This is a genomic window from Micromonospora sp. NPDC049081, from assembly GCF_040648835.1.
Lineage (GTDB): Bacteria > Actinomycetota > Actinomycetes > Mycobacteriales > Micromonosporaceae > Micromonospora > Micromonospora antibiotica.
The window spans coordinates 154,980-180,241 of sequence record NZ_JBEZEK010000014.1; the positions used below are offsets into that span (position 1 = coordinate 154,980).

Annotated in this window: 17 protein-coding genes; 10 read left to right on the forward strand and 7 right to left on the reverse strand. The window is 74.1% G+C overall.

The window, feature by feature from the left end; genetic code table 11:
* The first annotated feature begins 22 nt into the window (after positions 1 to 22).
* Positions 23 to 901, forward strand: a complete 879-nt coding sequence (locus AB0B63_RS20950; RefSeq protein WP_357021167.1) for an NAD(P)H-binding protein — start codon at positions 23 to 25, stop codon at positions 899 to 901.
* A 6-nt stretch (positions 902 to 907) separates the two neighbouring features.
* On the opposite strand, the gene AB0B63_RS20955 is transcribed toward AB0B63_RS20950, so the two are convergent.
* The 4 genes from AB0B63_RS20955 to AB0B63_RS20970 all read right to left on the reverse strand — a co-directional run bounded on the left by AB0B63_RS20955 (position 908) and on the right by AB0B63_RS20970 (position 4,996).
* Positions 908 to 1,858 (reverse strand): hypothetical protein, encoded by a 951-nt coding sequence (locus AB0B63_RS20955; protein ID WP_357021170.1) that lies wholly within the window; start codon positions 1,856 to 1,858, stop codon positions 908 to 910.
* 47 nt (positions 1,859 to 1,905) lie between these two features.
* Positions 1,906 to 3,348: a DHA2 family efflux MFS transporter permease subunit gene (locus tag AB0B63_RS20960; protein ID WP_357021173.1), complete on the reverse strand. Its 1,443-nt coding sequence runs from the start codon at positions 3,346 to 3,348 to the stop codon at positions 1,906 to 1,908.
* 131 nt (positions 3,349 to 3,479) lie between these two features.
* Positions 3,480 to 4,178, reverse strand: coding sequence for a class I SAM-dependent methyltransferase (locus AB0B63_RS20965; protein WP_357021176.1), 699 nt, complete (start codon positions 4,176 to 4,178; stop codon positions 3,480 to 3,482).
* The gene (locus AB0B63_RS20970; protein ID WP_357021179.1) at positions 4,175 to 4,996 is read right to left on the reverse strand and encodes a glycosyltransferase domain-containing protein; all 822 of its coding nucleotides are present in this window, start codon (positions 4,994 to 4,996) and stop codon (positions 4,175 to 4,177) included. Before AB0B63_RS20970 ends, AB0B63_RS20965 begins: the two co-directional genes overlap by 4 nt.
* 525 nt (positions 4,997 to 5,521) lie before the next feature.
* On the opposite strand from AB0B63_RS20970, the gene AB0B63_RS20975 reads away from it, so the two are divergent.
* Positions 5,522 to 12,001 carry a type I polyketide synthase gene (locus AB0B63_RS20975; protein WP_357021182.1) on the forward strand — a complete coding sequence of 2,160 codons (6,480 nt, stop codon included), beginning with the start codon at positions 5,522 to 5,524 and terminating at the stop codon, positions 11,999 to 12,001.
* A gap of 177 nt (positions 12,002 to 12,178) precedes the next feature.
* Here the strand turns inward: AB0B63_RS20975 and AB0B63_RS20980 are convergent, their stop codons facing one another.
* Positions 12,179 to 12,457, reverse strand: coding sequence for an acyl carrier protein (locus AB0B63_RS20980; RefSeq protein ID WP_219460528.1), 279 nt, complete (start codon positions 12,455 to 12,457; stop codon positions 12,179 to 12,181).
* A 419-nt stretch (positions 12,458 to 12,876) separates the two neighbouring features.
* Here AB0B63_RS20980 and AB0B63_RS20985 point away from each other — a divergent pair, with 419 nt between their 5' ends.
* The 4 genes from AB0B63_RS20985 to AB0B63_RS21000 are packed head-to-tail and all read left to right on the forward strand — an operon-like array spanning position 12,877 to position 16,934.
* Complete coding sequence (locus AB0B63_RS20985; RefSeq protein ID WP_208570506.1) at positions 12,877 to 13,860, forward strand: ketoacyl-ACP synthase III family protein; 984 nt, start codon at positions 12,877 to 12,879, stop codon at positions 13,858 to 13,860.
* Positions 13,857 to 14,786, forward strand: a complete 930-nt coding sequence (locus AB0B63_RS20990) for an SDR family oxidoreductase (RefSeq protein WP_357021187.1) — start codon at positions 13,857 to 13,859, stop codon at positions 14,784 to 14,786. The genes AB0B63_RS20985 and AB0B63_RS20990 overlap by 4 nt, the downstream gene beginning before the upstream one ends.
* Positions 14,749 to 16,008: a glycosyltransferase gene (locus tag AB0B63_RS20995; RefSeq protein WP_357021190.1), complete on the forward strand. Its 1,260-nt coding sequence runs from the start codon at positions 14,749 to 14,751 to the stop codon at positions 16,006 to 16,008. Before AB0B63_RS20990 ends, AB0B63_RS20995 begins: the two co-directional genes overlap by 38 nt.
* Positions 16,005 to 16,934 carry an acyl-CoA thioesterase domain-containing protein gene (locus AB0B63_RS21000; RefSeq protein WP_357021193.1) on the forward strand — a complete coding sequence of 310 codons (930 nt, stop codon included), beginning with the start codon at positions 16,005 to 16,007 and terminating at the stop codon, positions 16,932 to 16,934. Before AB0B63_RS20995 ends, AB0B63_RS21000 begins: the two co-directional genes overlap by 4 nt.
* A 36-nt stretch (positions 16,935 to 16,970) precedes the next feature.
* On the opposite strand, the gene AB0B63_RS21005 is transcribed toward AB0B63_RS21000, so the two are convergent.
* Positions 16,971 to 17,990 (reverse strand): methyltransferase, encoded by a 1,020-nt coding sequence (locus AB0B63_RS21005; protein WP_357021196.1) that lies wholly within the window; start codon positions 17,988 to 17,990, stop codon positions 16,971 to 16,973.
* A gap of 401 nt (positions 17,991 to 18,391) precedes the next feature.
* Here AB0B63_RS21005 and AB0B63_RS21010 point away from each other — a divergent pair, with 401 nt between their 5' ends.
* From AB0B63_RS21010 to AB0B63_RS21020, 3 genes are all read left to right on the forward strand, one after another.
* The gene (locus tag AB0B63_RS21010) at positions 18,392 to 18,976 is read left to right on the forward strand and encodes a 4'-phosphopantetheinyl transferase superfamily protein (protein WP_357021199.1); all 585 of its coding nucleotides are present in this window, start codon (positions 18,392 to 18,394) and stop codon (positions 18,974 to 18,976) included.
* Complete coding sequence (locus tag AB0B63_RS21015) at positions 18,976 to 20,304, forward strand: FAD-dependent oxidoreductase (RefSeq protein ID WP_357021202.1); 1,329 nt, start codon at positions 18,976 to 18,978, stop codon at positions 20,302 to 20,304. Before AB0B63_RS21010 ends, AB0B63_RS21015 begins: the two co-directional genes overlap by 1 nt.
* Before the next feature lie 468 nt (positions 20,305 to 20,772).
* Positions 20,773 to 21,615, forward strand: a complete 843-nt coding sequence (locus tag AB0B63_RS21020) for an AfsR/SARP family transcriptional regulator (protein ID WP_208570499.1) — start codon at positions 20,773 to 20,775, stop codon at positions 21,613 to 21,615.
* Positions 21,616 to 21,696: 81 nt separating this feature from the next.
* Here the strand turns inward: AB0B63_RS21020 and AB0B63_RS21025 are convergent, their stop codons facing one another.
* Positions 21,697 to 25,005: a BTAD domain-containing putative transcriptional regulator gene (locus tag AB0B63_RS21025; RefSeq protein WP_357021207.1), complete on the reverse strand. Its 3,309-nt coding sequence runs from the start codon at positions 25,003 to 25,005 to the stop codon at positions 21,697 to 21,699.
* Between the two features lie 102 nt (positions 25,006 to 25,107).
* Between AB0B63_RS21025 and AB0B63_RS21030 the strand changes: the two genes are divergently transcribed.
* Positions 25,108 to 25,254 carry a hypothetical protein gene (locus tag AB0B63_RS21030; RefSeq protein WP_357021209.1) on the forward strand — a complete coding sequence of 49 codons (147 nt, stop codon included), beginning with the start codon at positions 25,108 to 25,110 and terminating at the stop codon, positions 25,252 to 25,254.
* The last annotated feature ends 8 nt before the right edge of the window (positions 25,255 to 25,262 follow it).

Here is a 25,262-nt window from a genome sequence, read left to right on the forward strand (position 1 = left end):
CCACCGCGTGACGATGGGCGTCATGATCGTCGTCACGACCCCCACCGGCACCATCGGTGCCGCCGTCGCCGCCCGCCTGCACGACACCGGAGCGCCGCTGCGCCTCGTCGCCCGCGACCCCGCCCGCCTGCCCGAGCACCTGCGCGCCGACGCCGAGGTGGTCGTCGGCTCCCACGCCGACCCCGCCGTGCTCGACACCGCGCTGGCCGACGCCGAGGCGTTGTTCGTGCTCGTGCCACCGGACTACACCACCCCGGACGTGACCGGGCACTACCTCGGCTTCGCCCGCCCGATCGCAGCCGCCGTCCGGGCCCACGGCCTACCCCGGGTCGTCGCGGTCTCCTCCCTCGGCCGGGGCTTCACCGGCCCGTCGGGGCTGCTCGCGGCGGCCTGGGCGATGGACTCGGCGCTGGAGGCCAGCGACGCCGCCTACCGTTCGCTGCAGCCACCGTTCTTCATGGAGAACCTGCTACGCCAGGTCGACCTGATCCGTGACGAGGGCAGGTTCGTGCTCCCCGCCGACCCCGACGCGCCGCTGCCCGCCGTCGCCACCGCCGACATCGCCGACGCGGCGACGGCACTGCTCACCGACCGCACCTGGACCGGCCAGGCCGGCGTCCCCGTCCGGCAACCCGTCGACCACACTCCCCGCGAACTGGCACAGATCATCTCCGAGACGCTCGGCCGGCCGGTCACCTACCACCGGGCCACGTTCGACGAGTACCGCGCCCGGTACACGGCGGCCGGAGCGAGCCCGGCGGTCGTCGACGCCATGGTCGAGATGGCCCGGGCGCAGGCCGCCGGCGTCTACCCGCCCGCACCCGACGGGGGCGGCGGAACCACGTTCCGGCAGTGGTGCGCGCAGACGCTCGCCCCCGCCGTCGCGCGACGGCAGGGGTGACGCAGGTCAGCTCTGCTGGTAGTTGACGGCGGCGAACCCGCACGGCCGGTGCAGGTGCAGGTAGTAGGCGCCCTCGCCGTACTCGTCCAGGTCCGCGCCGCCGACCAGACCGACGTAGTCCATCGGCTGCCGGCACCCGGGGCAGTCGGGATGGTCGGCGTCCTGGATCCAGTCGGGCCGGCCACCAAGCGTCGAACCGCCCCGGTCCCACGCGCTGGCCTGATAGGGGCTCTCCCGGGCCGCCCCGGGGACCGGCAGCAGCGCGGGCGGATCCTCCGCCCCGGCGGGGCCGAGATGGTCGGGGCGGGTGTTACCGGCCCACCAGCCGGTGCCGCCGTCCGGCGTGACCCGGCTGTACAGCGTCGTGTAACAGGCGCAGAAGTGGCACGTCTCGATCACCAGGCGACCGGACCAGCCGGTGTGCGCCAACGCGACACCGACGGCGGGGTCCGCATGGTCGAGGTCCGCAGCCGTCCACAGCGGCGACGCGCACCACGGGCAGGTCGCCCCGTCCGGCCGCCGTGGTGCCTCGCGCATGAGCCACCGGTACGCGGTGTCCCCGCACAGGTCGCGCCGGTGGCCCTGCGGGTCGACCGTCCAGCCGCCCTCGGGCGCGTAGTCCAAAATGTCGACGTGCAGCGTGTCCGCGCCGGGCGGGGGCTGGGCCGACCAGCGACGCAGGGCGTCCTCGGCCAGCGGGTGGGCGGTGTGCGCCAGGGCGACCAGCAGGTGGTTGAGCTGCTCCGGTGTCCGCCCCCCGTCGACGCGCGCGACGACCCGACGCACCACGTCGGCGTCCGCCGCCCGGTACAGCTTTCCCGGCCACAGCACGTCGTGGTCGAGCAGCGAGCCCAGGTGCGGCGTCAGCCTGCCCGGCTCGGTGTCCGCGACCAGGGACAACTCCTCGACCGCGTCGTCGTCACCGACGGACGCCTGGCGGACCAACTCCTCGATCATGGGGCGATGCTAACCACCCCGACCGACACCGACCCCGCGCGAGGCGGTCAACCATGCCCGCCGGTCGCCGACGCCGTACCGTCGACGTCCGCGAACCGTGCGGCGGCCCGCGCAGCGGTACCCCTCGCCCACCGGCCGGTGCTGAGCAGCCCCAGGGCGGCGATGCCCACGCCGAGACCGGACACCAGCCACCACACCGGCCGGGTGGAGTCGGTGAACGAGGTGCCGTCACCGACCGACCCCACCATCGTGCCGGCGACCGCGACCCCCAGGGTGGTGCCGGTCTGACGGCCCGCCGAGGCGAGCGAGGTGGCCAACCCCGCCATCGAACGCGGCATCCCGGCGATCGCGGTGCTGGTGACCGGCGGGTTGAGGGTGCCCTGGAAGATGCCGAAGAGCAGATAGCTCGCGAGCACGGCGACGAGCGGGGTGGCCGGCCCGATCAGCAGGGACGTGAGGCCGCCCAGCGTGAGAGCCGTCCCCGAGGCGAGCAGCGGCAGGCGCGGCCCACGGGCCCCGACCACCGTCCCGGTGTACGGCGAGAGCAGCGCGATCAGCGCACCGACCGGCAGCAGGCTGAGCCCGGCGGTCAGCGCCGACATGCCCCGTACGTGTTGGAGGTAGAGCGTGGTCACGAACAGGAAGGCCGCGAAGGCGGCAAGCCCGAACAGGGCCATCAGGATCGCCGAGCTGAACGGCACACTGCGGAACAGCCGCCACTGCAGCAGTGGATCGGCCCGGCGGGCCTCGTACCCGACCAGGCCCACCGTGGCCAGCGCGGCGACGACGAGCAGCCCCACGATGACCGGTGCCGCCCAGCCCTGCCGGTTGGACCCGATGACCGCGTAGACGACGCTGCCGAGCACCACGATCACCAGGAGTTGGCCGACCGGGTCGAACCGGCGGGGCCGTGGCGCGCGTGACTCCGGAACGTACCTCGTGGTGAGGGCGAACGCGACGAGCGCCAACGGCACGTTGACCCAGAAGATGGAGCGCCAGCCGAAGCTGTCGATCAGCGCACCGCCGAGGACGGGACCCAGCGCGAGCGACAGGCCGGACATCGAACCGAAGACGCCGATGGCCCTGGCCCGTTCGGCGGGAACGGTGAACGTGTCCGCCACGATCGCCATCGCCACGGGGTTCAGCATGGTCGCGCCGACGGCCTGCACGGCCCGCGCCGCGACCAACCAGCCGATGCCCGGCGACACGCCACACAGCAGCGAACCGACGCCGAACACCAGCAGGCCGGTCTGGAAGACCCGCCGCCGACCGACCCGGTCCGCCGTCGAACCGGCCAGCAGGAGGAAGGCGGCCAGCACCAACGTGTAGGCGTCGATGATCCACTGCAGGCCGGTCACCGTGACGGCCAGATCGTCGCGGATGCGGGGCAGGGCGGTGTTGACGATGGAGATGTCCACCACCACCAGGACCATGCTGGCGCAGCAGATCGCCAGCACCAGGGTGCGACGGCGTGGACCGAGCTCGCTCACCAGGCTCTCCCGATACGTACGGTCATCATCAGATGTCACGTCGTGCACGGGTCGAGGCTAGGTTTTCGAGTGCGCTCCAGGTCAAGCCGGAGCCGGGCGGTGGCGCGGGGCTCGTTCCCGGTCGGCCGTTCCTACACGGTGAACGCCGGTCCGGGCCGGCCGATGCCGATCCGGCCATTGGTCGGGCGGTGCTCGAACGTCACCCCGATCTCGTCTTCCCAGCACCGCATGATGTCCTGTTCACCACGCCGGTCGATGTCGTCGAGCACGACGGCGAAGTCCTCGGCGAACCGCGCGGCGAAGAAGGGCCCGGCGGGATGCCGGGCGTGCGCGTTCGCCGCCTGGTAGGCGGGCGGTCCGTCGACGACGAGCAGGTCGACGGCCCGGCCCGCGGTCATCTCCGCGAGACGGCGCTGCTCGTACCAGGTCGACTCCTCGTCCGGCCAGCGGGACTCCACCGGCACCAGGGGGGCGTGCACCACGGTCACCACGTCGCCGAGGCCCTCGCGCGCCAACTCCTGACCGAGCAGTTCCGCCCAGCGTTCGTCGTGCTCCACGGTCCACAGGTGCCCGCCCCGCTGCCGCAGGAGCCGGCCGATGTAGAAGGTGGAGACGCCACTGCCCAGCTCGACGACGGACCGACGCTGGTTGACCAGGATCTCGTTGAGCACCGCGACGACCCCGCTCGGCCGCATGGCGCTCGCGCTCCACGGCAGGTACGTCAGCGACAGCGGGGCCAGTGCCTGCATGGCCAGCAGGTCGTTGCGTTGGAGTTCGTTGCGTTGCAGGGAGGGGCGGTGGCGCTCCTCGTATTCCGGCCGGGCGTTCACCGCGGCAACACCCCCGCCAGCCAGGAGGGCAGCTGCCCCTCGTCGAGGAGGTCGAGGACCACCGTCTTGGCCAGGGCGGAGGCGAAGTGCACCTGGGCGGCCCCGCTGGGTGACTGCAACCGCGACTCGAGCCTCGTACGCTCCCGTCGGTAGCTGGCCGCCTGCCGGCCGTTGGCGCGGAAGTCGCTCGTCCAGCGGGACAGCTCACAGAAGTTCGCGACCGCCGGGGCGAAGTTCTCGAACAGGACCGCACCGTGGTCGAGCCCGACGGTGTCCGGTTCGAGGAGCTGGACGAGCATCCAGTGGTACTGGTCGCTGGTGGCGTGCAGCCGGTCCGGGTCGACGCCGTGCGCCCTCAGGCGACCCAGGAGGGGAAAGTGCTCGCTGGGGGGCTTCGGGTACTTCGCGGAGAGGGCCACGATGTCGCCGGCCGGCCCGATGAAGCCACCGCTGTTGAGATAGGGGTACGGGCGCACGGGCGGGCTGTCGTGTAGGGCGAGGCCGACGTTGCCCAGCGGCCAGCAGTTCGACTCGGCACTGAACACGACACGTTGCGGGAAGCCCGCGTACGTGTCGAGGATGTGCTCCGCCCCCCGCAGGAGGAGCGTGTCGTACGCGTCGGTGAACATCACCAACTCGTCGGGGGCCACGTGCCGGTCGAGGTATTCGGTCAGTAACGCGCGTTTGTCCCTCGGCCGGAAACCTTTCTGCGTGCCCTCCAGGACGACCAGCCTGAGTCCCGCCGCTTCGCAGGACGGTTCCAGCAGTCTGCGCAGGAAGGGGTGTTCGAGGTCGGTGGCGATGGTGATGACCCTCATCTTCGGCGTCCAATCGTGCTGGCGGATCGTGGCGTGGGACCGCACCGGACGCGCGCTGGGACGGCTGCCCGAGCTGGGCGGGGGTCGACCGGCTGCCAAACTATCTATCCACCGTGGTCGCTGTCGAGCAGCGCCACCCGCCCCCGCCTCCCGCAAGAGCTGTTGTCGAGCCGTTCTCAAGCGCAGTGGTCGACGGCGTTCCCGCACCGCCGCCCGGGGGGCCCGGCGACGCACGAGGTGGTCGGGGAGCCGGTTCGGTCCGTCGGCCCTCGGCGTCGCCGCCAGCACCGGGGTCGTCGGCCATGACCGCCCGCTGCAGCAGGCGCGGCCGGGTGGACGGTTCCAGACCCCACTCGTCGATCATCGGCACCCGCGAAAGAGGGGAACTGGGTCTCACGCCGCTGGTCCCGACCGAGAGGCTAGCGGGTCTGACCATTGATGTCCGTAGTTTCTCAAGCCATTTCCAAGGGGTGGCCGGGAGACTCGGGTCGCAGCCATCACACGATGCCGAGAGAGGCGGGCCGGATGACCGGACGGGGCGAGTCGGCACGGTCGCAGGTCGGGAAACCGACCGGGACTCCGGTCGCCGTGGTGGGCATCGGCTGCCGCTTCCCGGGGGCCGACGGGCCGGCGCAGCTCTGGCAACTGCTCAGTGGTGGCGGTGACGCGATCACCGAGGTGCCGGCCAGCCGGTACGACATCGACGCCTACCACGACCCGCGACCGGGCACGCCGAACCGGATCATCAGCCGCCGGGGCGGCTTCCTCGACCAGATCGACCAGTTCGACGCCGGCTACTTCGGGGTGGCGCCCCGGGAGGCGGAGCGGATGGACCCCCAGCAGCGCCTGCTGCTGGAGACCGCGGCCGAGGCGCTCGCCGACGCTGGCCTGACCCGCGAGCGGCTGTCCACGACCCGCACCGGTGTCTACATCGGCGGCATGTCCTCCGCCTACGGGCACCTGCTCAGTGACGCGTCGGTGCTGGACCTGCACGCGGCGACCGGCGGTGCCCGCAGCTTCCTGGCCGGACGGGTGTCGTTCGCCTTCGACCTGCGCGGCCCCAGCATGGCGGTGGACTGCGCCTGCTCCTCCAGCCTGGCGGCGCTGCACCTGGCCTACCAGAGCGTCCGCAACGGGGAGACCCAGCTGGCGTTGGCCGGCGGGGTGAACCTGGTCCTCTCTCCCGAGGAGACCATCCCGTTCTCCGCGGCCAGGATGCTCGCGCCCGACGGCCGGTGCAAGTTCGGCAGCGCCCACGGTGACGGCTTCGTCCGCAGCGAGGGGGTCGCCGTGCTGGTGCTCAAGCCGCTGGAGCGGGCCGAGGCCGACGGCGACGCCATCCACGCGGTGATCTACGGGTCCGCGGTCGGCAACGACGGCCAGTCCGGCGGGTACCTGCTCACGCCGTCCCAGCCGGGCCAGGAGGAGACGCTACGCGCGGCGTACGCCGACGCGGGCGTGTCGGCCGGGCTGGTGGACTACGTCGAGGCGCACGGCACCGGAACGGCGGCCGGTGACCCGGTGGAGCTGAGGGCCCTCGGCGTGGTGACCGGCGAGGGCCGGGACGGGCGGTCGCCGTGTCTGGTCGGCTCGGTCAAGACGAACATCGGCCACACCGAGGCGGCCGCCGGGCTGGCCGGGGTGATCAAGGCGGTGCTCGCCCTCCAGCACCGGGAGATCCCGCCGAGCCTGCACGCCGAGGAGCTGACCGGCGCGGTCGACTGGACGGGCCTGCGGCTGCGGCTGGTGCGCGAACGCACCCCGTGGCCGCAGACCGACCGGCCGGGCCTGGTCGGGGTCAGTTCGTTCGGCATCTCCGGCACCAATGCCCACGTGGTGCTCGGCGGATACGCACCCGCACCCGCGCCCGCCCGCGCCGACGGGGACGAGGCGCAACTGCTGGTGCTCTCCGCACCCGACCCGGACGCGCTCGCCGCGCTCGCCACCGGGTACGCCCGCTTTCTCGGACCGGGCGGTGCCGGGCGGGAACTGCCGCTGCGCGACGTGTGTTTCAGCGCGGCCACCCGGCGTGACCACCATGAGCACCGGTTGACCGCCGTCGGCACGTCGCCGGACGAGCTGGTCGAGCGGCTGCGGGCGTACGCCGCCGGTGAGTCCCGGCCCCGGCTGGGCGTCACCGCGTCGGCGCCGGTGGAGGGCGACCGGCCGGCGGTCGTCTTCGTCTTCCCCGGCCAGGGCTCGCAGTGGGACGGCATGGGTCGCGAGTTGCTGGCCGGCTCGCCGGTCTTCCGCGACATGCTCACCCGCTGCGACGAGGCGGTCCGGGCCGAGACCGGCTGGTCCCTGCTGGCCCGGCTGACCGGCGAGGCGGACGCCCCGGCGTCGATCGACACGATCCAGCCGACCCTGTGGGCGATGCAGACCGCCCTGTGCGCGTTGCTGCGCGACTGGGGTATCGAGCCGGACCACGTGGTGGGGCACAGCATGGGTGAGGTCGCCGCGGCATGCGCGTCGGGCGCGCTCAGCCTCGCCGACGCCGCAGCGGTGATCTGCCGGCGCAGTCGGCTGCTGAAGACGGTCGCCGGACAGGGCGCCATGTACTCGGTGGAGCTGTCCGTCACCGACGCGCAGGCCGCGCTGGCCGGCCACGAGCACCTGGTGGGCGTGGCGGTGAGCAACAGCCCCGGCTCGACGGTCCTCTCCGGCGACCCGCAGGCCCTGGCCGCCATCGTCGCGGACCTCGAGGGACGCGGCGTGTTCTGCCGCCAGGTGAAGGTGGACGTCGCCTCGCACAGCCCGCAGATGGAGCAGCTGCGCGAGGAGCTGCTGGCCAGCCTCGGCGACATCGTGCCCCGCGCGGGGCGTACCCCGTTGCACTCCACCGTGGACGACGCGCCGTGCGACGGCTCCGGGTGGGACGCGGCCTACTGGGTACGCAACCTGCGTGAGCCGGTGCGCTTCGGCGGCGCGGTGGCACACCTGGCCGGGCGGGGCGAGACGGTGTTCGTGGAGATCAGCCCGCACCCCGTCCTGTTGCCGGCCATCCGGGAGGCCCTGGCCCTCGCCGGGTCCGGCGGTGCCGCCGTCGGCTGCCTGCGCCGCGACGAGCCGGAACGGGCCAGCCTGCTCGACACCGTCGGCGCCCTGCACCGGGCCGGCTGCCCGGTCGACTGGCACCGGGTGTCCGGCGGGCCGCCGCCCCGCTACGTGCGGCTGCCGTCCTACCCCTGGCAGCGCCAGCGGTACTGGCTCGTCCCGCCCGCAGCCGGCCGGCCGGCCCCGCACCGGGTGGAGCGGGTCGTCGACCTCACCCGCGAGCGTTACCTGCTCGACCATCAGGTGCAGGGCACCGTGGTCGTGCCCGGCACGGCGTACGCGGAGATGGTGCACGCCGCCGCCGACGGGATCTGCGGCGGGCAGACGCCCGTCCTGCGTGACATCCGGTACGTCGACGCGCTGTTCCTGCGCCCGGACCAGCCGGCACCCGCCCTGGCCACGACGTTCACCCCGCGCGGGCCGGACACCTGGGACTTCGCGGTGACCGGTGCGGAGGCGACCCACGTCACCGGCACGGTGACCCGGACCCCACCCGCCGGGCGGCGCACGCTGCCGCTGGACACGATCCGGGCGGCCTGCCCCGACCACCTCACCGGCGCGGACTTCTACCGGCGTTTCGCCGAGCGGGGCAACGAGTGGCGGGGCGCGTTCCAGGGCGTCGCGGAGCTCTGGCTGGGCGACGGTCAGGCACTGGGCCGCATCCAGGTGCCCGCCGGTGTCGACCCGACCGGGTACACCTGCCACCCGGCGCTGCTGGACGCGTGCGGGCAGGTGCTCGCGTCGCTGATCCCGGCCGGGGACCGGTCGTCGGCGTTCGTCCTGGGCAGCATCGACGAGTTGTCGATCCACCCGGATCCCGGCACACCCGCCTGGGCGCACGCCGTCGCGGTCACCGCCTGGCGCTCCGACTCGGTCTGCGGCGACCTGGTGGTGTCCGACGCGGACGGCCGGGTGATCGTGGAGATCACCGGCCTGCGCCTGCAGTACCTGCAACCGCCGGACTCGGTACGTGACCCCGACGGCTGGTTCCACGAGCTGCGGTGGCAGCCGCTGCCGGCGCTGCCCGACGTGCCGCGGCCGGGCGACCGCCGGCTGGTCCTCGCCGACCGGACCGGCGTCGGCGGCGCGCTCGACGCCGAGGTGCGGGTGTTCGCGGGCACCGGCTACCGGCGGCTGGCAGCCGACCACTACGAGATCGACCCGACCGCACCGGCGCAGTACCGCCGGCTGCTCGCCGACGTGCGGGCCGACTTCGACGGCCTGACGCCGACCGAGGTGGTGCACCTCTGGGCGCTGGACGTGGACCAGCCCGACGACTCGGCCCCGGTGCAGCGGCAGGCGCAGGACGCCGAGCGTCTCGGCTGTGCCAGCGTCCTGCGCCTGCTGCGGGCCCTCGCCGACGCCGGCCTGGCCGAGCCGCCCCGGCTGACCCTGGTGACCCGGGGCGCGCACCGAGCGGGGGACACGGACCGCAGCGTGTCGATGTGGCAGGGTGCCGTCTGGGGGCTGGGCCGGGTGCTCGCCCACGAGCACCGGGATCTGCGCTGTGCCCTGGTCGACCTGGACCCGGCGGGGTCGCCGGCCGAACTCGCCGCCGCGTTGGGCCGGGAGTTGGCCGGTGCCGGCCCGGAGGACCAGGTGGCGCTGCGGGGCGACCGGCGGTACGCGGCGCGGCTGCGGTCCAGCTCCGTCGGCGTCCGCCGGCCGGACGGCGGCGAGGTCGCCCACCAGGTGCAGGCCACCGTGCCCCGCATGCTGGACGGGATGCGCCTGGTGCCGGTGCCGCGGCGCGCGCCGGGGCCGGGCGAGGTGGAGGTGCGTGCCGACTACCTCGCGTTGAACTACCGCGACGTGCTGGTCGCGATGGACATGTATCCGAGCCTGTCCGACCGACCGGCGACCGTGATCGGTGAGTGCGCCGGCACGGTCACCCGGGTCGGACCGGGCGTGGCCGGGCTGCGGCCCGGCGACGAGGTGGTGGCGATCGCCCTGGAGACGCCCGCCGCCAGCTACCTGTGCGTCAACGCGCACCTGGTACGCCGGCGGCCGGCCCGGCTCACCCCGCAGGAGGCGGCCACCGTGCCGGTCGGCCTGGTCACCGCCTACCAGTCGCTGGTGCACCTGGCCCAGGTGCGGCCGGGCGAGCGGGTGCTGATCCACCACGCCACCGGCGGGGTCGGCCTGGCCGCGGTGCAGGTGGCCCGCTGGCGCGGCGCCGAGGTGTACGCCACCGCGGGCAGCCCGGAGAAGCGGGCGCTGCTGCGGATGATGGGCGTCGCGCACGTGTCCGACTCGCGCGGCACCGGGTTCGCCGACGAGATCCGGGAAGCCACCCGGGGCGAGGGCGTCGACGTGGTGCTCAACACGCTGGCGGGGGAGGGCCTGCTCAAGAGTGTGGAGCTGCTGGCCGACCGGGGGCGCTACGTCGAGCTGAGCCGCCGTGACCTGGTCGAGGGCACCCGGTTGGACCTGCGGCTGCTGGCCCGAGGCGCCTCGTTCTTCGTGGTCGACGTGGTGGATCTCGGGCTCAGTGACCCGCGTCGGCTCGGCGCGATCCTGGAGGAGACACTGGCCCTGGTGCAGGCCGGTCTGCTCGAACCGCTGCCGCACCGGGTGTTCCCCGCTGCCGAACTGGTCGGGGCGTTCCGGCACATGGCGCAGGCCCGGCACATCGGCAAGGTGCTGGTGTCCACGGCGGAGCTGACCGTGCCCGCACCGGTCGAGGTCGCCGCCCCGCACCGGCCGGTCCGGTTCGATCCGGCCGCCGGCTACCTGGTCACCGGTGGGCTGGGCGACCTCGGCCGGGTGGTCACGGACTGGCTGGTCCGCGAGGGTGCCCGGCATATCGTGCTGACCGGGCGGACCCCGCTCGACCGGACCGGCGGCGAAGGCTGGCTGGCTGACCTGCGACGGCACGGGGTGCGGGTGGCGTACGAGGCGGTCGACGTGGCCGACGAGGAGGCGATGCGGGCGGTCCTGCGCCACCACGAGCAGGACGGCCCGGCGATCCGGGGCGTGGTGCACGCGGCCGGAATCATCGAGTACGGCGCACTGTCCGAGCTGGACGACCAGGTGCTGTCGGCGGTCCTGCGCCCGAAGGTCACCGGGGCGGCCGTGCTGCACCGGCTGTTCGCCGAGCGGCCGCTGGACTTCTTCGTGCTGTTCTCCTCCGGCTCGGCGGTGCTCAGCTCCCCGATGCTCGGCGCGTACGCGGCCGCGAACGCCGCCCTGGACTCACTGGCCGACCAACGCCGCCTCGCCGGGGCGACCGCGCTCAGCGTGAACTGGGGTTTCTGGTCGGTCGGCATGCCGGCGCGGGTCGGGCGTCAGCAGGGTCGGGCGATCAATCCCGCCGGGATGGACACGTTCAGTCCCCGGGAGGGCATCGAGGCCCTGCGCCTGCTGCTGGCCAGGGACACCACCCATGGCGTGGTGCTGCCTGCGGACTGGCGGCGGTGGGCGACGGCGCATCCGGATGCGGCGGCCTCGCCGCTGCTGCGTGACCTGCTCGCCGAGCCCACCACCGCTGCGGCCCCGGCAACTGCGGTGCCGTGGTCGCCGTCGCCCGCGACGCCGCCCGCGCCCCGACCCAGGGACACCGGCACCCCGGTCCCCGACGCCACGGCTCACGTCCCCGCTGCCCCCGTCACCGCCGTCGCCAGCGCCACGGGTTCCGTACCGGTGGGACCGGGCGTCGGTCAGGTGGCGGCTCCCGGGGTGGCGGACACGCTGACCGACCAGGACGCGGTGCAGCGTTACCTGGCAGGGGTCCTCGCGGAGGTGCTGGGTATGCCGTCGGCCCAGGTGCACCCCCGGCGTCCGCTCAAGCGGCAGGGCCTGGACTCGCTGATGGCCGTGGAGGTCCGCACCCGGGTCCAACGTGACCTGGGCATGATGCTGCCGATCGCGAAGATGCTCGGTGGCCACAGCGTCGCCGACCTGGCCGGCGAGGTGTTCAGCCAGCTGGGCGACCCGGGCCGCGACTGACCGGCGTGGCCCGACGTACCACCTGCCGCCCGTGCGGCCCGACGCCGTCCGCCCGACGCGGTGGCCCCGGGGCGGACTCGTCCGGTACGGGCGGTGGCGGTGACCGCGAGTGTGCCGGTCACCGCCACCGTGGTCGTGCGGTGGAGCCTGTCGTCGGGCCGGGTGTCGGACCGCCCGTCAGCCGCGCGCCGCGTCGGCCTGCGGGATCAGCTCTGCCCGCTTGGCCACCTCCGCGGCGAACTCGCCCAGCGTCATGATGGCCAGCGTCTCGATGTCGTCGTCGTCGAACGTCACGCCGAACTGGTCCTCGACCCGCAGCGCGAGCTCGGACACGGCGAGCGAGTCGAGGTCGACGCCGGATGGTCCGAGCATCGAGTCGGGGCCGGTGTCGTCGGTGTAGAAGTTCATCTCCCGCAGCGCCTGCATGGTGAACGCGAGGACCTCGTCGGCTGACATGGTTCAGCTACCTTCTCTCGGGTGGCAGGGAGTGGCGGGGCGGTGTCCTCGGTGGACCGGTCGCACATTCTCCGGACGAACTGCCGTCAATCGACGACGTCGTGTGTGGTCACCGACGACCCGCAGCGCCATCACGCCAGCCGACGACATATCTCCCCGATGCGTGGCCCGAAGTTAGCAACGGCCACTCGCAGCGGTCAATGCGACACCGGTCGCCTCCATGCGTGCTGAAGTCGCAACGGCGGCCGGATTCAAGCAGTTCTCAGTCCGGCGTCAAGGTCACGTGCGCCGTGCCCCCGTGGACGGCCACTACAGTCCTTGAAGAATGGCGGACGTGGTGCCATGGCCGGCCGACCCGGGAGACGCGGTTGAAGATCACCAACGTTCACCTGTCCGGGCTGGGTGTCTTTCAACCGCCCGTGACGGACGCCGGACAGGCCGCCCGGCGCGGGGATTACAGCCCGGCCTCCTACCTGGAGAACCGGCTGACCGGCGTCGGCATCGCCGGGGACGTCTCACCGCCGGAGATGGCCGTGCACGCGGCCCGGCAGGCGCTGACCCGGGCCGCCGCCGACCCGACCGGGATCGGCATGGTGCTGCACGCCTCCATCCACCACCAGGGTCCGGAGATGTGGCTGCCCGGCCCGTACATCCAACGGGAGGTCGTCGGCACGTCGACCCCCGCGTTCGAGGTCCGGTTGGGCTGCAACGGCGTGTTCGCGGCGCTGGAGATCGCCGCCGGGCACCTGGCCGTCGCGGCGGCGGGCCGGACGGTGCTGGTGACCACGGCGGAGAACCTCGGCTCACCGCTGATCGACCGGTGGAACTCCGCGCCCGGCTTCATCCTGGGCGACGCCGGCAGCGCGCTGCTGCTGGACCGCGACACCGGTTTCGCCCGGCTGCGCGCCGTGGGCAGCGTCGTGGTGCCCGAGGTGGAGCCGCTGTACCGCGGCGGCGAGCCGCTGTATCCGCCGCTGGCGGCGCAGGGCCGCACGATCGACATGCGCGAACGGGCCGAGCACTTCCGCAACAACGTGATGTCGCTGACCGACGCCGCCGAGATCAGGACCCGCGCCCGGCTCGACCTGATCGAACGGACGCTGGACGAGGCCGACCGCAAGCTGACCGACATGACCCGGGTCATCTGCGGAAACTCCGCCGCCTACATGGTGCAGCACGACCTGGTGGAGCCGCTGGGCATCACCATGGAGCGCACCACCTGGCAGTTCGGTCGGGGCGTCGGGCACACCGGCGCGAGCGACCAGCTGCTGTCGCTCAACCACCTGCTGGTCACCGGGCAGCTGGCCGCCGGTGACCACCTGCTGCTCTACGGCGGTGCGCCGGCCACCCTGTCCTGCGCGGTCCTGGAGATCCTCGACGTCCCGGCGTGGGCCGGGGCATGACCGGGCCCGCACGTACCTGGCTCGTCACCGGGAGCTCGGCCGGTCTCGGCCGGGCGCTGGTGACCGAGCTGCTCGCCCGGGGTGAGACGGTGGCGGCCACCGCCCGTGATCCGCGTACCCTGGCGGACCTGCGACCCCCCTCGGCGCAGGCGCTGTGGACGGCCCGACTGGACGTCACCGATCCGGAGCAGATCCGTCAGGTGGTCGACGACGCCGCCCGGGCGCTCGGCCGGATCGACGTGGTGATCAGCAACGCCGGATACGCGCTGGTCGGCGCGGCCGAGGAGGCCAGCCGCGAGCAGGTCGACAGGCAGCTCCGGACCAACCTGACCGGCCCCATCCACCTGGCCCGGGCGGTGCTGCCGCACCTGCGGGCGCAGGGCGGCGGACGGATCATCCAGATCTCGAGCATGGCCGGGCAACGGGGGTCGCCCGGCACGGCCGTCTACTGCGCCACCAAGTGGGGCGTGGAGGGGTTCTTCGAGTCACTGGCCGCCGAGGTGAAGAGCTTCGGCATCGGCGTGACGATCGTCGAGCCCGGCACCGTGAGCACCGGGTTCTTCGGGCGGAGCAAGGAGCTGACCGCCGAGTCGCCCGCCTACGCGGGCACCCCGGCGGCGATCCTGCGTCGCCGGGCGCAGGACGGTCGCCTGCCGTGCCGCGGCGACCTGGCCAGGATGGCCGCCGCCGTGGTCGACGTCGCCACCGGGCCGACCGTCCCGCTGCGGCTCGCGCTCGGCAGCGACGCGTACGCCGCGATCCGGCGCGGACTGACCGCCCGGCTGGCGGACCTGGAGGACCAGCGGGAGATCGCGTTCTCCACCGACCTGAATGCAGGCGACGGGTCGACGCCGTCGACGCCGCACCGAGGACCGGAGGGGAACGACGATGCGCATCACCGTCCTGGCGCTCGGCAGTCGCGGTGACGTCTATCCGCTGACGGCACTCGCCGCGGAGCTGGCCCGCCACGGCCACGAGGTACTCGTCGGGGCGTCGATGAACCTGGTCGACCTGCCCCGGCAGCTGGGGCTCGACGTGGTGCCGGTCGGGTGGAACCAGCAGTCGATGATGGAGACCGAGCGGGGCCGGGAGTGGGTCACCAAGAGCACCCTCGACTCCTTCCTCCAGATCACGATCGAGGCGTACCGGGACTACGGTCGGCGGTTCGGCGACGAGGCGATTCAGCTCACCGCCGGCTGTGAGGCCATCGTCTGCGCCGTGGTCAGCGAGCAGTGGGCCGCGACGCTGGCCGAGGCGCACGACGTTCCGCTGATCGCGTACGACCTCACGCCGTCGCGGCCGAACGACGTGGTGCCGCATCCGCTGGTGTCCGTCGACCCGCTGCCGACCCCCGAGGCGAACCGGGCGACCTACCTGCACTACACCCGGCGGGCCTGGCGGTACCGGCGGGACCTGATGTTCGATTTCCGTCGCCAGCTCGGGCTGCCCCCGATGCCGCCGCACCCGAAGCAGCTGCGGCGGCCGCTGGAACTGCAGGGCTACAGCCCCACCCTGGTGCCGGGCCTGACCTGGGACGCCTACCGTCCGATCGTCGGTGACCTCCGGCTGACCCCGGACGACCTGCACCGGGCCGGGATGTCCACCCTCGATCCGGAGCTGGCGCGGTGGCTGTCGGCGGGCGAACCACCGGCACTGTTGACGTTCGGCAGCACGCACGTGGCGGATCCGGCCGCGATGATGGCGGGCATCGAGCGGGTCTGCCGGTCGCTGGGGGTGCGTGCCCTGGTGGCCACCGGCTGGGGCCTGGCCGGGGTCGCGCCGTCCACGTCACCGCAGCTGCGGGTGGTGCCCTATGTGGACTACGACCTGGTGCTGCCGCACTGTGCCATGGTGGTGCACCACGGCAGCGCCAGCATCACCGCCGCCGGGGTACGCGCCGGCATCCCCACCATGGTCTGCTCCTCCTACGCCGACCAGCCGTTCTGGGGCCGCCAGCTGGAACGGCTCGGTGCCGGTGTGCACGTGCGGTTCACCGACCTGTCCGAGGACGTGCTGCGCTCCGGCATGTCCCACCTGACCACCGCTGCGCTGCGGCGGCGCGCGGTACAGCTCGGCGAGCAGATGCGCGCGGAACCCCACGGCACGCTCGTCGCCGCCGACGAGGTCGACAAGTACCTCGCCGGATGAGCGGCGGAGCAGCCGCCCCCGACCGGGCCCGGGCGGTCGTCGAGGAGGTGGTCGGGCTGCTCGACCTGGTGACCGTCGACCCCGCCACGGTCACCACGGACCGGCTGGTGCCCGTCGCGGGGGTGTTTTCCGGTCGCGGCACGACGCGGGGCACCACCCGCCGGTACGGGGGGCTCATCGCCGCGCAGGCGCTGACCGCCGCCGCGCACACCGTGCGGTCCGGTCGACCGGTGCACTCGCTGCACGCCTACTTCACCCGGCCGGGCGACAGCCGCAGGCCCGTCACCTACCTGGTCGAGGCCCTGCGCGACGGCCCGTCCATGTCCGCCCGGCGGGTGGTCGCCCTCCAGCGCGACATCCCGATCTTCTTCCTGACCGCCTCGTTCCACGATCCCGGCACCGGGCCGACGCACGGACGGCCGGCGCCCGAGGTCCCGCCACCGGACGAGGTACCGACCCTGGCCCGGCTGCTCGCCGACGCGCCCGGTCGGTTGGCTGCGGTGCGGGACATGCTCTTCGCGTTCGACGTCAGGTACCTCGGCGCGCCGCCCGGTGGGCGGACCGACGGGGAGCGGGCGGGTGAGGCGCACCGCCGGGCCTGGGTGCGGGTGGCCGGGAGGCTGCCCGACTACGGGCCGCTGCACGCCGGCGCGCTGGTGCTCATCTCGGATCTGCCCCTGCTGCTCAGCGCGATGGTGGCCGGGCACGCGACCGAGTGGGGTCCGGGTGACCTCGGCGTCAGCATCGACCACACGGTGTGGTTCCACCGACCCTGCCGGGCCGACGAGTGGCTGCTGTACGACTGCGACAGCCCGTGGGCGGCCACCGGTCGTGGCCTGGCGACCGGCCGGCTGTACGCCCGCGACGGCGACCTGGTGGCCACGGTGGCCCAGGAGGGCCTGCTGCTGACCCGACCCGCCCGCTGAGCCGGGGAACGACGGACCCGGGACGGCCCGCCGCCCTCAGACGGGTACCGCCTCGATCACGCCGTCGGTGACGCCCGTGACGGCGAAGCCGGCGTCGGCGAGGAGCTGGCCGTACTCCGCCGCGGTGCGGTCCCGGCCCTCCATCAGGACCAGCATCAGCAGATCCACGATCCGGTTGCGGGGCGCCCCCCAGGTGCCCGCGCCGGCTCCGGTCTGCTGCGGCTGTGCCGGCAGCAGCTCCTCCAGCACCAGCAGCCGCGCCCCGGTCGGCATCGCCGCGCGCACCCGGGCCAGCACCCGGGCGACGTTGCCGTCGTTCCAGTTGTGCAGGACCCGCCGCAGCACGTACCGGTCGCCGTGGGTGGGCACCCGGTCGAAGAAGCTGCCGACGACGATCTCGACCCGGTCCAGGACCCCGGCGGCGGCGAGCCGGGCACGTCCCCGGGCCGCGGCCTCGGGCAGCTCGACGAGGACTCCGCGCAGCTCGGGGCGGGCCCGCAGGAGGTCGGCGAGCAGGCCGCCGTCGCCGCCGCCGAGGTCCACCACCGTCCGGGCGTCGTCGAACAGCCGGGCGGGGGGCGGCGGCGGCTCCGGGGCGGTGGCCATCGCCCCGTTGAACGTCGCGGCCAGCTCCGGATGCCCGCCCAGGTACTGGTAGAAGGGCTCACCGAAGCGGTCGGTGAAGGCCGGCCGGCCGGTGCGCACGGTGTCGAGCAGGCCGCCGAACGAGGCGAAGACCTCCTGGCCGTACAGGACGGCCGTGTCGCGGACCGAACCGGGGACGTCGGTGCGCAGGTATTCCCCCATGCCGGACAGGACGAAGTCGTCGGGACCCGTCTGGCGCAGGACGCCGGCGTCGGCGAGCGCGGCGAGCAACCGGCGCAGCGCGACCGGGTCCAGCCCGGCGGCGGCAGCCAACGCGGCGCCGCCGGTGGTGCCCGCGGCGATCCGGTCGGCCAGGCCGAGCAGGGCGAAGACCGAGCACGCCTGCGCCGTCCAGGTGGCACAGAGGACGTTCAGCAGCCGCTTGCGGAAGTACTCGTCGTCACGCGCCACGGACGGCTCCCCGCGCCAGGGCCCGCACCGGGGCCGGGCGACCTGACCGGGCCCACCCCGACGACCGTCCCCACGGCGGTGCGGCCGGCCCCCGTCGCCGGGGGCAATGCCCTTCCGTGCCCTGTCGCTGCCGCGGCATAATCGTTCTCCACCGAGCCTCTAGTGAATGTCGAGAGAAGTGCGGGCCGGGCCCGCCCACGCCTCGGTATCGTCAATTCGACCCGGGTCATCCTCGCATTAACCAGGGTGTGCTGACAATTATCGGAAATGCGGGCGGTGGGGGATTGAATGGGTGCCGTCGGAGCCGCCCGGACCGGGCCGCGCCCCGCCCGGGGTCGTCGCGGGCGGCGCAGGGCCCGGCGGGTGCCCGGGGCCGTCCCCGGCCGGCACGGCGTGCCGTGGTGACGCCGGACCTGGTGGTACGGCTGCGCCGCACGGCGGGCGACGGGCGGCCGGCCGCCCGTGCGTTGCTCGTCGAGACGGTCGCGGCGATGGCCGGTGCCCCGCCGGCCGCGATCGCGGTGGAGCGTTCGGCGGCGGGTGCACCGGTGCTGTGCGGCGTCGCCACGGGCTGGCACGCCAGCGTCAGTCACACCCGTGGCCTGGTCGCGGTGGCGGTGTCCCGGATCGGACCGGTCGGCGTCGACGTCGAGGAGGTGCGTCCGCTGCCCGCGCTCGGTCTGAGTCGACGGTGGTTCGCCCCCGAGGACACCGACTGGCTGCGCGGCCGACCGGCGGCCCGCCTCGGCGTCGACTTCCTGGCCCTGTGGACCGGCAAGGAGGCGGTGGCCAAGGTGTACGGCACGGGGTTGCGCGGTGGCCGGCTGCTGCGCCGGCGTACCGCCCCACCGGCACCACCTGCCTGGCGGCCCGCCGTCGACGATCCCGGGGTCCTGGTGACCCACCGGGAGTTGTCCGGCCACGTGTTGGCGGTCGCCAGCGTGCCGGCGTGCCCCGGGCACCCACGGCCGGTCCCCGGCCGCTGATGCGGACCGCTCTCGTCCTCGGTGGCAGCGTCGCCGGCATGATCGCCGCCCGGGTCCTGGCCGACCACGCCGACCAGGTGTGGATCGTGGAACCCGACGTGTTGGTGGACGCCCCGGTGATCCGCCGGGGTGCGCCGCACGGCAGCCAGGCGCACACCCTGCTCGGCCGGGGCCGGACCGTCATCGACCGGCTGCTGCCCGGCTTCGTCCGGCAGTTGGTGCGCGAGGGTGGCCAACTGGTCGGCAGTGGTCCCGGCGGCGCGCAGTGGTTCCTCGACGGCCGGGCGAAGGTCCCGGTGCGCGGCGGCAGCGTGGTCAGCGTGTCCCGTCCGTTCCTGGAGTGGCACATCCGTCGGCGGGTCCTGGCGCTGCCGAACGTGACCCTGGTCGGGGGCACCGCCGTCGGGTTGACCGCGACCGCCGGCCGGGTGGACGGCGCGTTGGTCCGCCCGACCGGCGGCATCGACGCCCAGCGGCACGCGGCACAGTTGGTGGTGGACGCCACCGGCCGGTCCAGCCGGCTGGCCGACTGGCTGGGTCGGCTCGGTTACCCCGCCCCGGCCAAGCGTCGGATGGCCCTGGACCTCGGCTACGCCACCTGCCTGTTCCACCGGGAGCCGGGCCAACGGCTGGCCGGCCACGTGGCGGTCTACTCGGTCCACACGTCGAGCCGGGCGCGCAACGGTCCCAGCTCGATGACCCCCGTCGAGGGCGATCGCTGGCTGACGCTGGTCAGCGGTTACGGCGACCGGCGACCGGGCCGTGACCTGGGCGAGTTCCTGGCCCGCTGCCGGTCGAACCCGGCCACCCCGCTGCGGCTGCTGCCGGACGCGTGCGAGCCGGCCAGTGAGGTGTACGTGCACCGCTTCCCGGACAGCGTCCGCCGTGAGTTCGACCGGCTGGACCGGTTCCCGGCGGGCCTGGTGGCGATCGGCGACGCGGTCGCCTCGTTCAACCCGACCTACGGTCAGGGCATCTCGGTGGCGGCGATCCAGGCGGTCGCGCTGGACGAGTGGCTGGCCGAGCCCGGCGCGGTGCACGGGCCGGCGTACGCGTACTTCCGGCGGGTGCGGGCGGTGGTGGACGACGCCTGGGACTTCTCCGCCGCGCAGGACCGTTACCTGCCGCACGTGACCGTCGCCCGGCCGTTCGGGTGGCGGCTGCGCCGGGGCATGGCCGAGGCGGTCCAGCACGCGACCGTGACCGACGAGGTGGTGCACCGGGCCTTCCTGGAGGTCGTCAACCTGACGACCGGGCCCGCGCGGCTGCGTCGTCCGGACATCCTCTGGCGGGTCGGTGCCGCCGCGTTGCGCCGGCACCGGGCCTGACCCCCGCCGCAGGCACGGCAGTCGGACCTTCCGTACGACCAGCCCCTTATGAGTGAAGACTGTCAATGGTGTTGATGTGCGGACAAAAGGGCTTTCTGCCGCTCGGTGCGGTGTTGTCGGGCGGCGGTGCGGGGTGCCGCCGAACCGATGTGCCGTCGCGGCGGAAACCCGGGTGGCGACCCCGTCCGGGCCTGGCCGGTGGGCCCGCCGGGTCGGCCTTCGCGGCCCCTCCCGGTGGTCTGACCTCGGGCTTTCCATCGCTCCTCGAAGATGGCTTGAGCAATCTGCGACGGTCGGCCCAAAACCGGCTAGCCTCTCAGTCGAACCGCGCACGATCACGGTACGAAAAGACGTGAATTCTGCTTGGAACTGACGCTTATCTATGGTGATGGGTAAGGCTGTCGCTTTCATGCGGATCCCCGCAACGGCACGTCGAGAAGAGGGCGGACCGCTCTCGGGGGAGGGGCCATGGAAATCCAGATCCTGGGACCGCTCGTGCTCGCCCACGCCGGGGCGGTCACCACACCGACCGCCCCGAAGCCCCGCAGCGTGCTGGGCCTGTTGCTCCTCAACGCCGACCAGACCGTGCAGGTCTCCGCGTTGATCCAGGAGCTGTGGGGCGGGTCCCCGCCGGTAAGCGCGCTGACGACGCTCCAGACGTACGTCCTGCAGATCCGCAAGTGCTTTGCCGGCCTGCTCGGCGTGCCGGTCTCCGAGGTGGCCAAGCGGGTGCTGGTCACCGTGCCCGGCGGCTACGTCCTGCGGGTCGGTGCCGACGAGTTCGACCTGCGCCTGTTCGAACAGCTCGCCTCGGCCGGCCGGCGGGCCCTGGCAGCCGGCGAGAACGTCGACGCGGCGGCGCTGCTGGTGCGCGCCTGTGCGCTCTGGCGTGGCCCGGCCCTGGCCGACGTGCGGGCCGGCACCGTGGCCGAGCCCCGGCTCAAGGCGCTGGAACAGGTCCGGCTCAACACCCTCGAGCAGTGCATCGAGGCGCGGATGCGGCTCGGCCACCACCAGGACGTGCTGGCCGAGCTCACCCTGCTGATCGCCGAACACGGGCTGAACGAGAACCTGTGCGCGCAGCTGATGGTCGCGCTGCACCGCAGCGGCCAGCGGCGGGAGGCCCTGGCGGTCTTCCACCGGCTGCGTACGGCGATGGTGGAGGAGTTGGGGCTGGAGCCGTCCAAGCGGCTGCACCTGCTCCAGCAGGCGGTCCTCGCGGACGATCCGGCGTTGGAGGTGGCACCCCGCGACGACGGGCTGACCCAGCTGCTCGACCACCTCGTCCTGCAGCGGCCCCGCGTGCGGTAGCCGTCGCGCAGGCACCGCCCTCGTGCGACGCGGGGAGCCAACGGCCAGCCGAGCCGAGGAGGAGCGGGCCCGGTGGACCGCTCAGACCGGCACCGGCACGTACGCCGACTCGTCGCACCACGGCACCGCGCCGACGGCCCGGGCCAGGTCGAGCCCGACGGCCCGGTGCGCGGCGGCGGCCGCCGGGTCACCGAGCACGGCGGCCAGTTCGGCGAGGGTCTGGTCCACCGGTCCGAGTGAGATCGAGCCGCACTCCAGCCCGGCGAAGCGCCCCGCCCACGGCGTCAACTCCCGGTAGCAGCGCCGGGCGGCAGGCGCGTCGCCGAGGCGGGCCGCGACCTGGCCACGCACCGTCATCCAGTACAGCCACAGGTAGTCCGGGCGGATCGGCGCGTCCGGCCGCCACACCGCCCGGGCCGCGTCGTGGTCACCGGCCGACAGCAGGGCGTGGGCCAGCACGTCGTGGGCGTCGTCCGGCACCCGCGCGTGCACCTGCCGGAGCTCCTCGATCACCTCGTGCCCACGCCCGACGGCGGTCAACACGGTGAACCGGCCCATCAGACCCATCGCCGCCGCGTTCGGGCCACCGACGCGGCCCATCCGGTCACTGATCTCCGCGTACCGGCGTGTCGCCTCGTCGAGGTCGCCCCGGAACAGGGCGCGCAGGCCGGTGAACCAGCCCATGACGGCGAGGATCAGGCCGAGCTGCCCGGTGGTGGCCTCCTCGACCGCCCGGTCGACGTGGTGGTGGGCCCGGTCGAAGTCGGTGTCGGCGAGCGCCGCCTGGTAGAGGATGTGGTGGGCCTGGCAGCGGTACGCGGTCAGCCCTGCCGCTTCGGCCGTCGCCAGCAGTTCCCGGCCGACCCCGGGCAGTTCGGCGCGGTACGCGGGGGCGACGGTGACGAAGTAGCGCGCATTGAGCGCGCGGCAGAGCACCGCCGGGTCGTCCTGCCGGCGGGCCAACGCGAGGGACTCCCGGGTGACCTCGTCGGCGCGGCCCAGGTCGGCGCCCTCGATCTCGAACGCGAGGGTGCTCAACAGGCGCGAGCGCAGCACCGGACGGTCCCGACCGACCCGGGTCAACTCCTGCTCCAGCAGGCCGACCAGCGGCGCGTCGACCAGGCGGTCGGGCCGGATGGTCCAGGTGACCGGGGCGTCGATGCAGGTCAGCGCGGCATGGACGGCTGCCGGGTCGCCGACGCCGGTGGCCAGTCGTACCGCCTCGGCGCGGGCGGCGCGGGCACCGACCACGTCCCCGGCGAGCGCGCCGGCAGCGGCCAGCTCGCGGTGCAGGTCGAGCCGGGTCCGGGCGTCGGTGGCCGGGGCCAGGCCGACGGCGCGCAGCGCACCGGCCCAGAGCGCGGCGGCCTCCCTCGGTGCGCCGAGGTCGCCGGCGCGACGGGCGGCGGTGGCGAGATGACCGATGGCGTCGACGGCGGTGGACCGGGTGAGGGCCGCGAGCGCATGCCGCCCCAGGGCCGCCGCGTCGTCGCTGCCCTGTTCCCGCAGCACGGTGAGGATGCGGGCGTGGATCCGGGTGCGGCGCAGCAGCGGCACGCTGTGGTAGAGCGCGTCGCGCATCAGGGCGTGGGCGAACCGCACCCGACCCGGCGCGGGTTCGACGAGCAGCCCCGCGGTCACTCCGGCCTCCAGGCCGTCGAGGACCGGCTCCTCCGGGCCGCCGTCGAGTGCGAGCAGGGTGTCGACGTCGGCTTCGGCACCGAACACCGCAGCGTGTCGCAGCACCGTCCGCGCGTCGGCAGGCAGTCGCGCCAGTCGGCGGGCCAGCACGTGGCCGAGGCCGGCGGGCACGCCGTCGAGCGCCGCTGCCGGTCCCTCGGCCGCGACCAGTTTGGCCAGCTCGATGGTGAACAGGGGATTGCCCGCCGACCGTTGTCCGACCGTGTGCGCAAGCTCGGGGTCGGTGCTGTCCACCCCGTGCCGGCGCAGCAGCTCGGCGACGGCTTCCGCGTCCAGGCCGTGCAGCGCGAGATCGACCGCCGGCACCGCGGCCAGCGCCGCCCGTGCCCCCACCAGGTCGTCGGTGACCTCGTCCGGCCGGTACGTCGCCACGATGAGCATCGGCGCGGCGGTGAGGGCGGCGACGAGGTGCCGAAGGATGCGCAGGGTCTCCCCGTCGGCGCGGTGAACATCCTCGACCGTGAGGAGCACGGGGGCCTGCGCGGTCAGTCGGGCCAGGTAGGCGGCCAGCGCCCCGCGCAGGTGGAACTCGTCGTACTCGCCACGGGCCCGGCCGGCGGGTTCGGGGTCGATCAGCAGGCGCAGGCCCGATGCCTCCGCGTCGTCGAGGGGGAGGAGCCGTGCGGCGGCGGTGACCACGTCGCGCCAGGCCCACGCCGGCGGTGCGCCCTCCACCTGCGGGCAGTGCCCGACGACCGGCTGCCAGCCGTCGGCGGTGAGGACGTCGGCGAGTTGTCGTGCCAACGTCGACTTCCCCGCCCCCGCCTCGGCGCCGATCCAGCAGATGCCCAGGCCGGTCACGGCGGCCCGGGCGGCGGCGGCCCGGAGCCGGGCCAGTTCCGCCGCCCGGCCCACCGGGCGCGTCTCGGGTGCCCCGACGATGGGGGCGGGCAGGAGCCTGACGGTCGCCCCGGGAGCGGCGCTGTCCAGGTGTGGGCTCTGGCGCAGCAGGTCCGTCTCCAGGCTCCGCAATTCACGGCCGGGGTCGATGCCCAACTGCGTGGCCAGCGAGGCCCGCACGGTACGGAGCACGTCGAGCGCGTCGGCCTGCCGGCCGAGGCGGTACAGCGCGACCGCGAGCAGCACGGCGGCCCGCTCCCGCAGGGGGTGGTCGCGCACGTGCGGGTCGAGTTCACGGACGACCTCACCCGGCCGGTGCAGGACGAGCAGGAGTTCCGCCCGCTGCTCGACGGCGGACAGCCGCAGCTGGGTCAGCCGGTCGTGCTCCCGGTCCGCCCACGGCTCCCCGACGAACTCGGCGTACGGGCTGCCGCCCTGCCAGCAGGCCAGGGCCTCGTCCAGCCCGGCGATCGCCACCGCGGGTCGCTGCCCCGGCTCGGGCGTGGTGGCCCGCAGTGCCGCCTCGAACCGCCAGGCGTCCACGTCCGGGGTCGGCAGTCGCAGGGCGTACCCCGGGGCGGCGGTGACCAGGATCCGGGCGGGGGTGCGCGACGGACGGTCCGGCTCCAGCGCCCGGCGCAGGTTCGACACGTACACCTGGAGGGCGGCCTGGGCGCGTGGGGGCGGGTCCCCCGACCAGAGATCCTCGATCAGCCGGTCGACCGAGACCGGGTGGCCGCCACCGGCGGTCAGTCGGGCCAGCACCGCGCGTTGCCGGGGAGCGCCCAGGTTGATCGTGACGCCGCCACGGCTGGCCCGCACCGGGCCGAACACGCCGATCGTCGTCACCCGGTGACCCTAGCCGGGCACGCGGGGCCGGGGGATCCCGCGTCCGACGCCCGTGGCCGCTCCGGTCGGGCCCCGGTCCGTGGCCGGGCGTCCCGTCGGTCCGTGGCCGTGCGTCCCGCAGGTCCGTGGCCGTGCGTCCCGTCGGTCCGGTGTCCGAACGGGACGTCGGCGGCGGCCCGGCACCGCCGGGCCAAGCCGTTCAAGGAGGCCACCGTCTACGGCCTGCACTCCCTGGAGGTGACCTGGTGAGTTTCCTG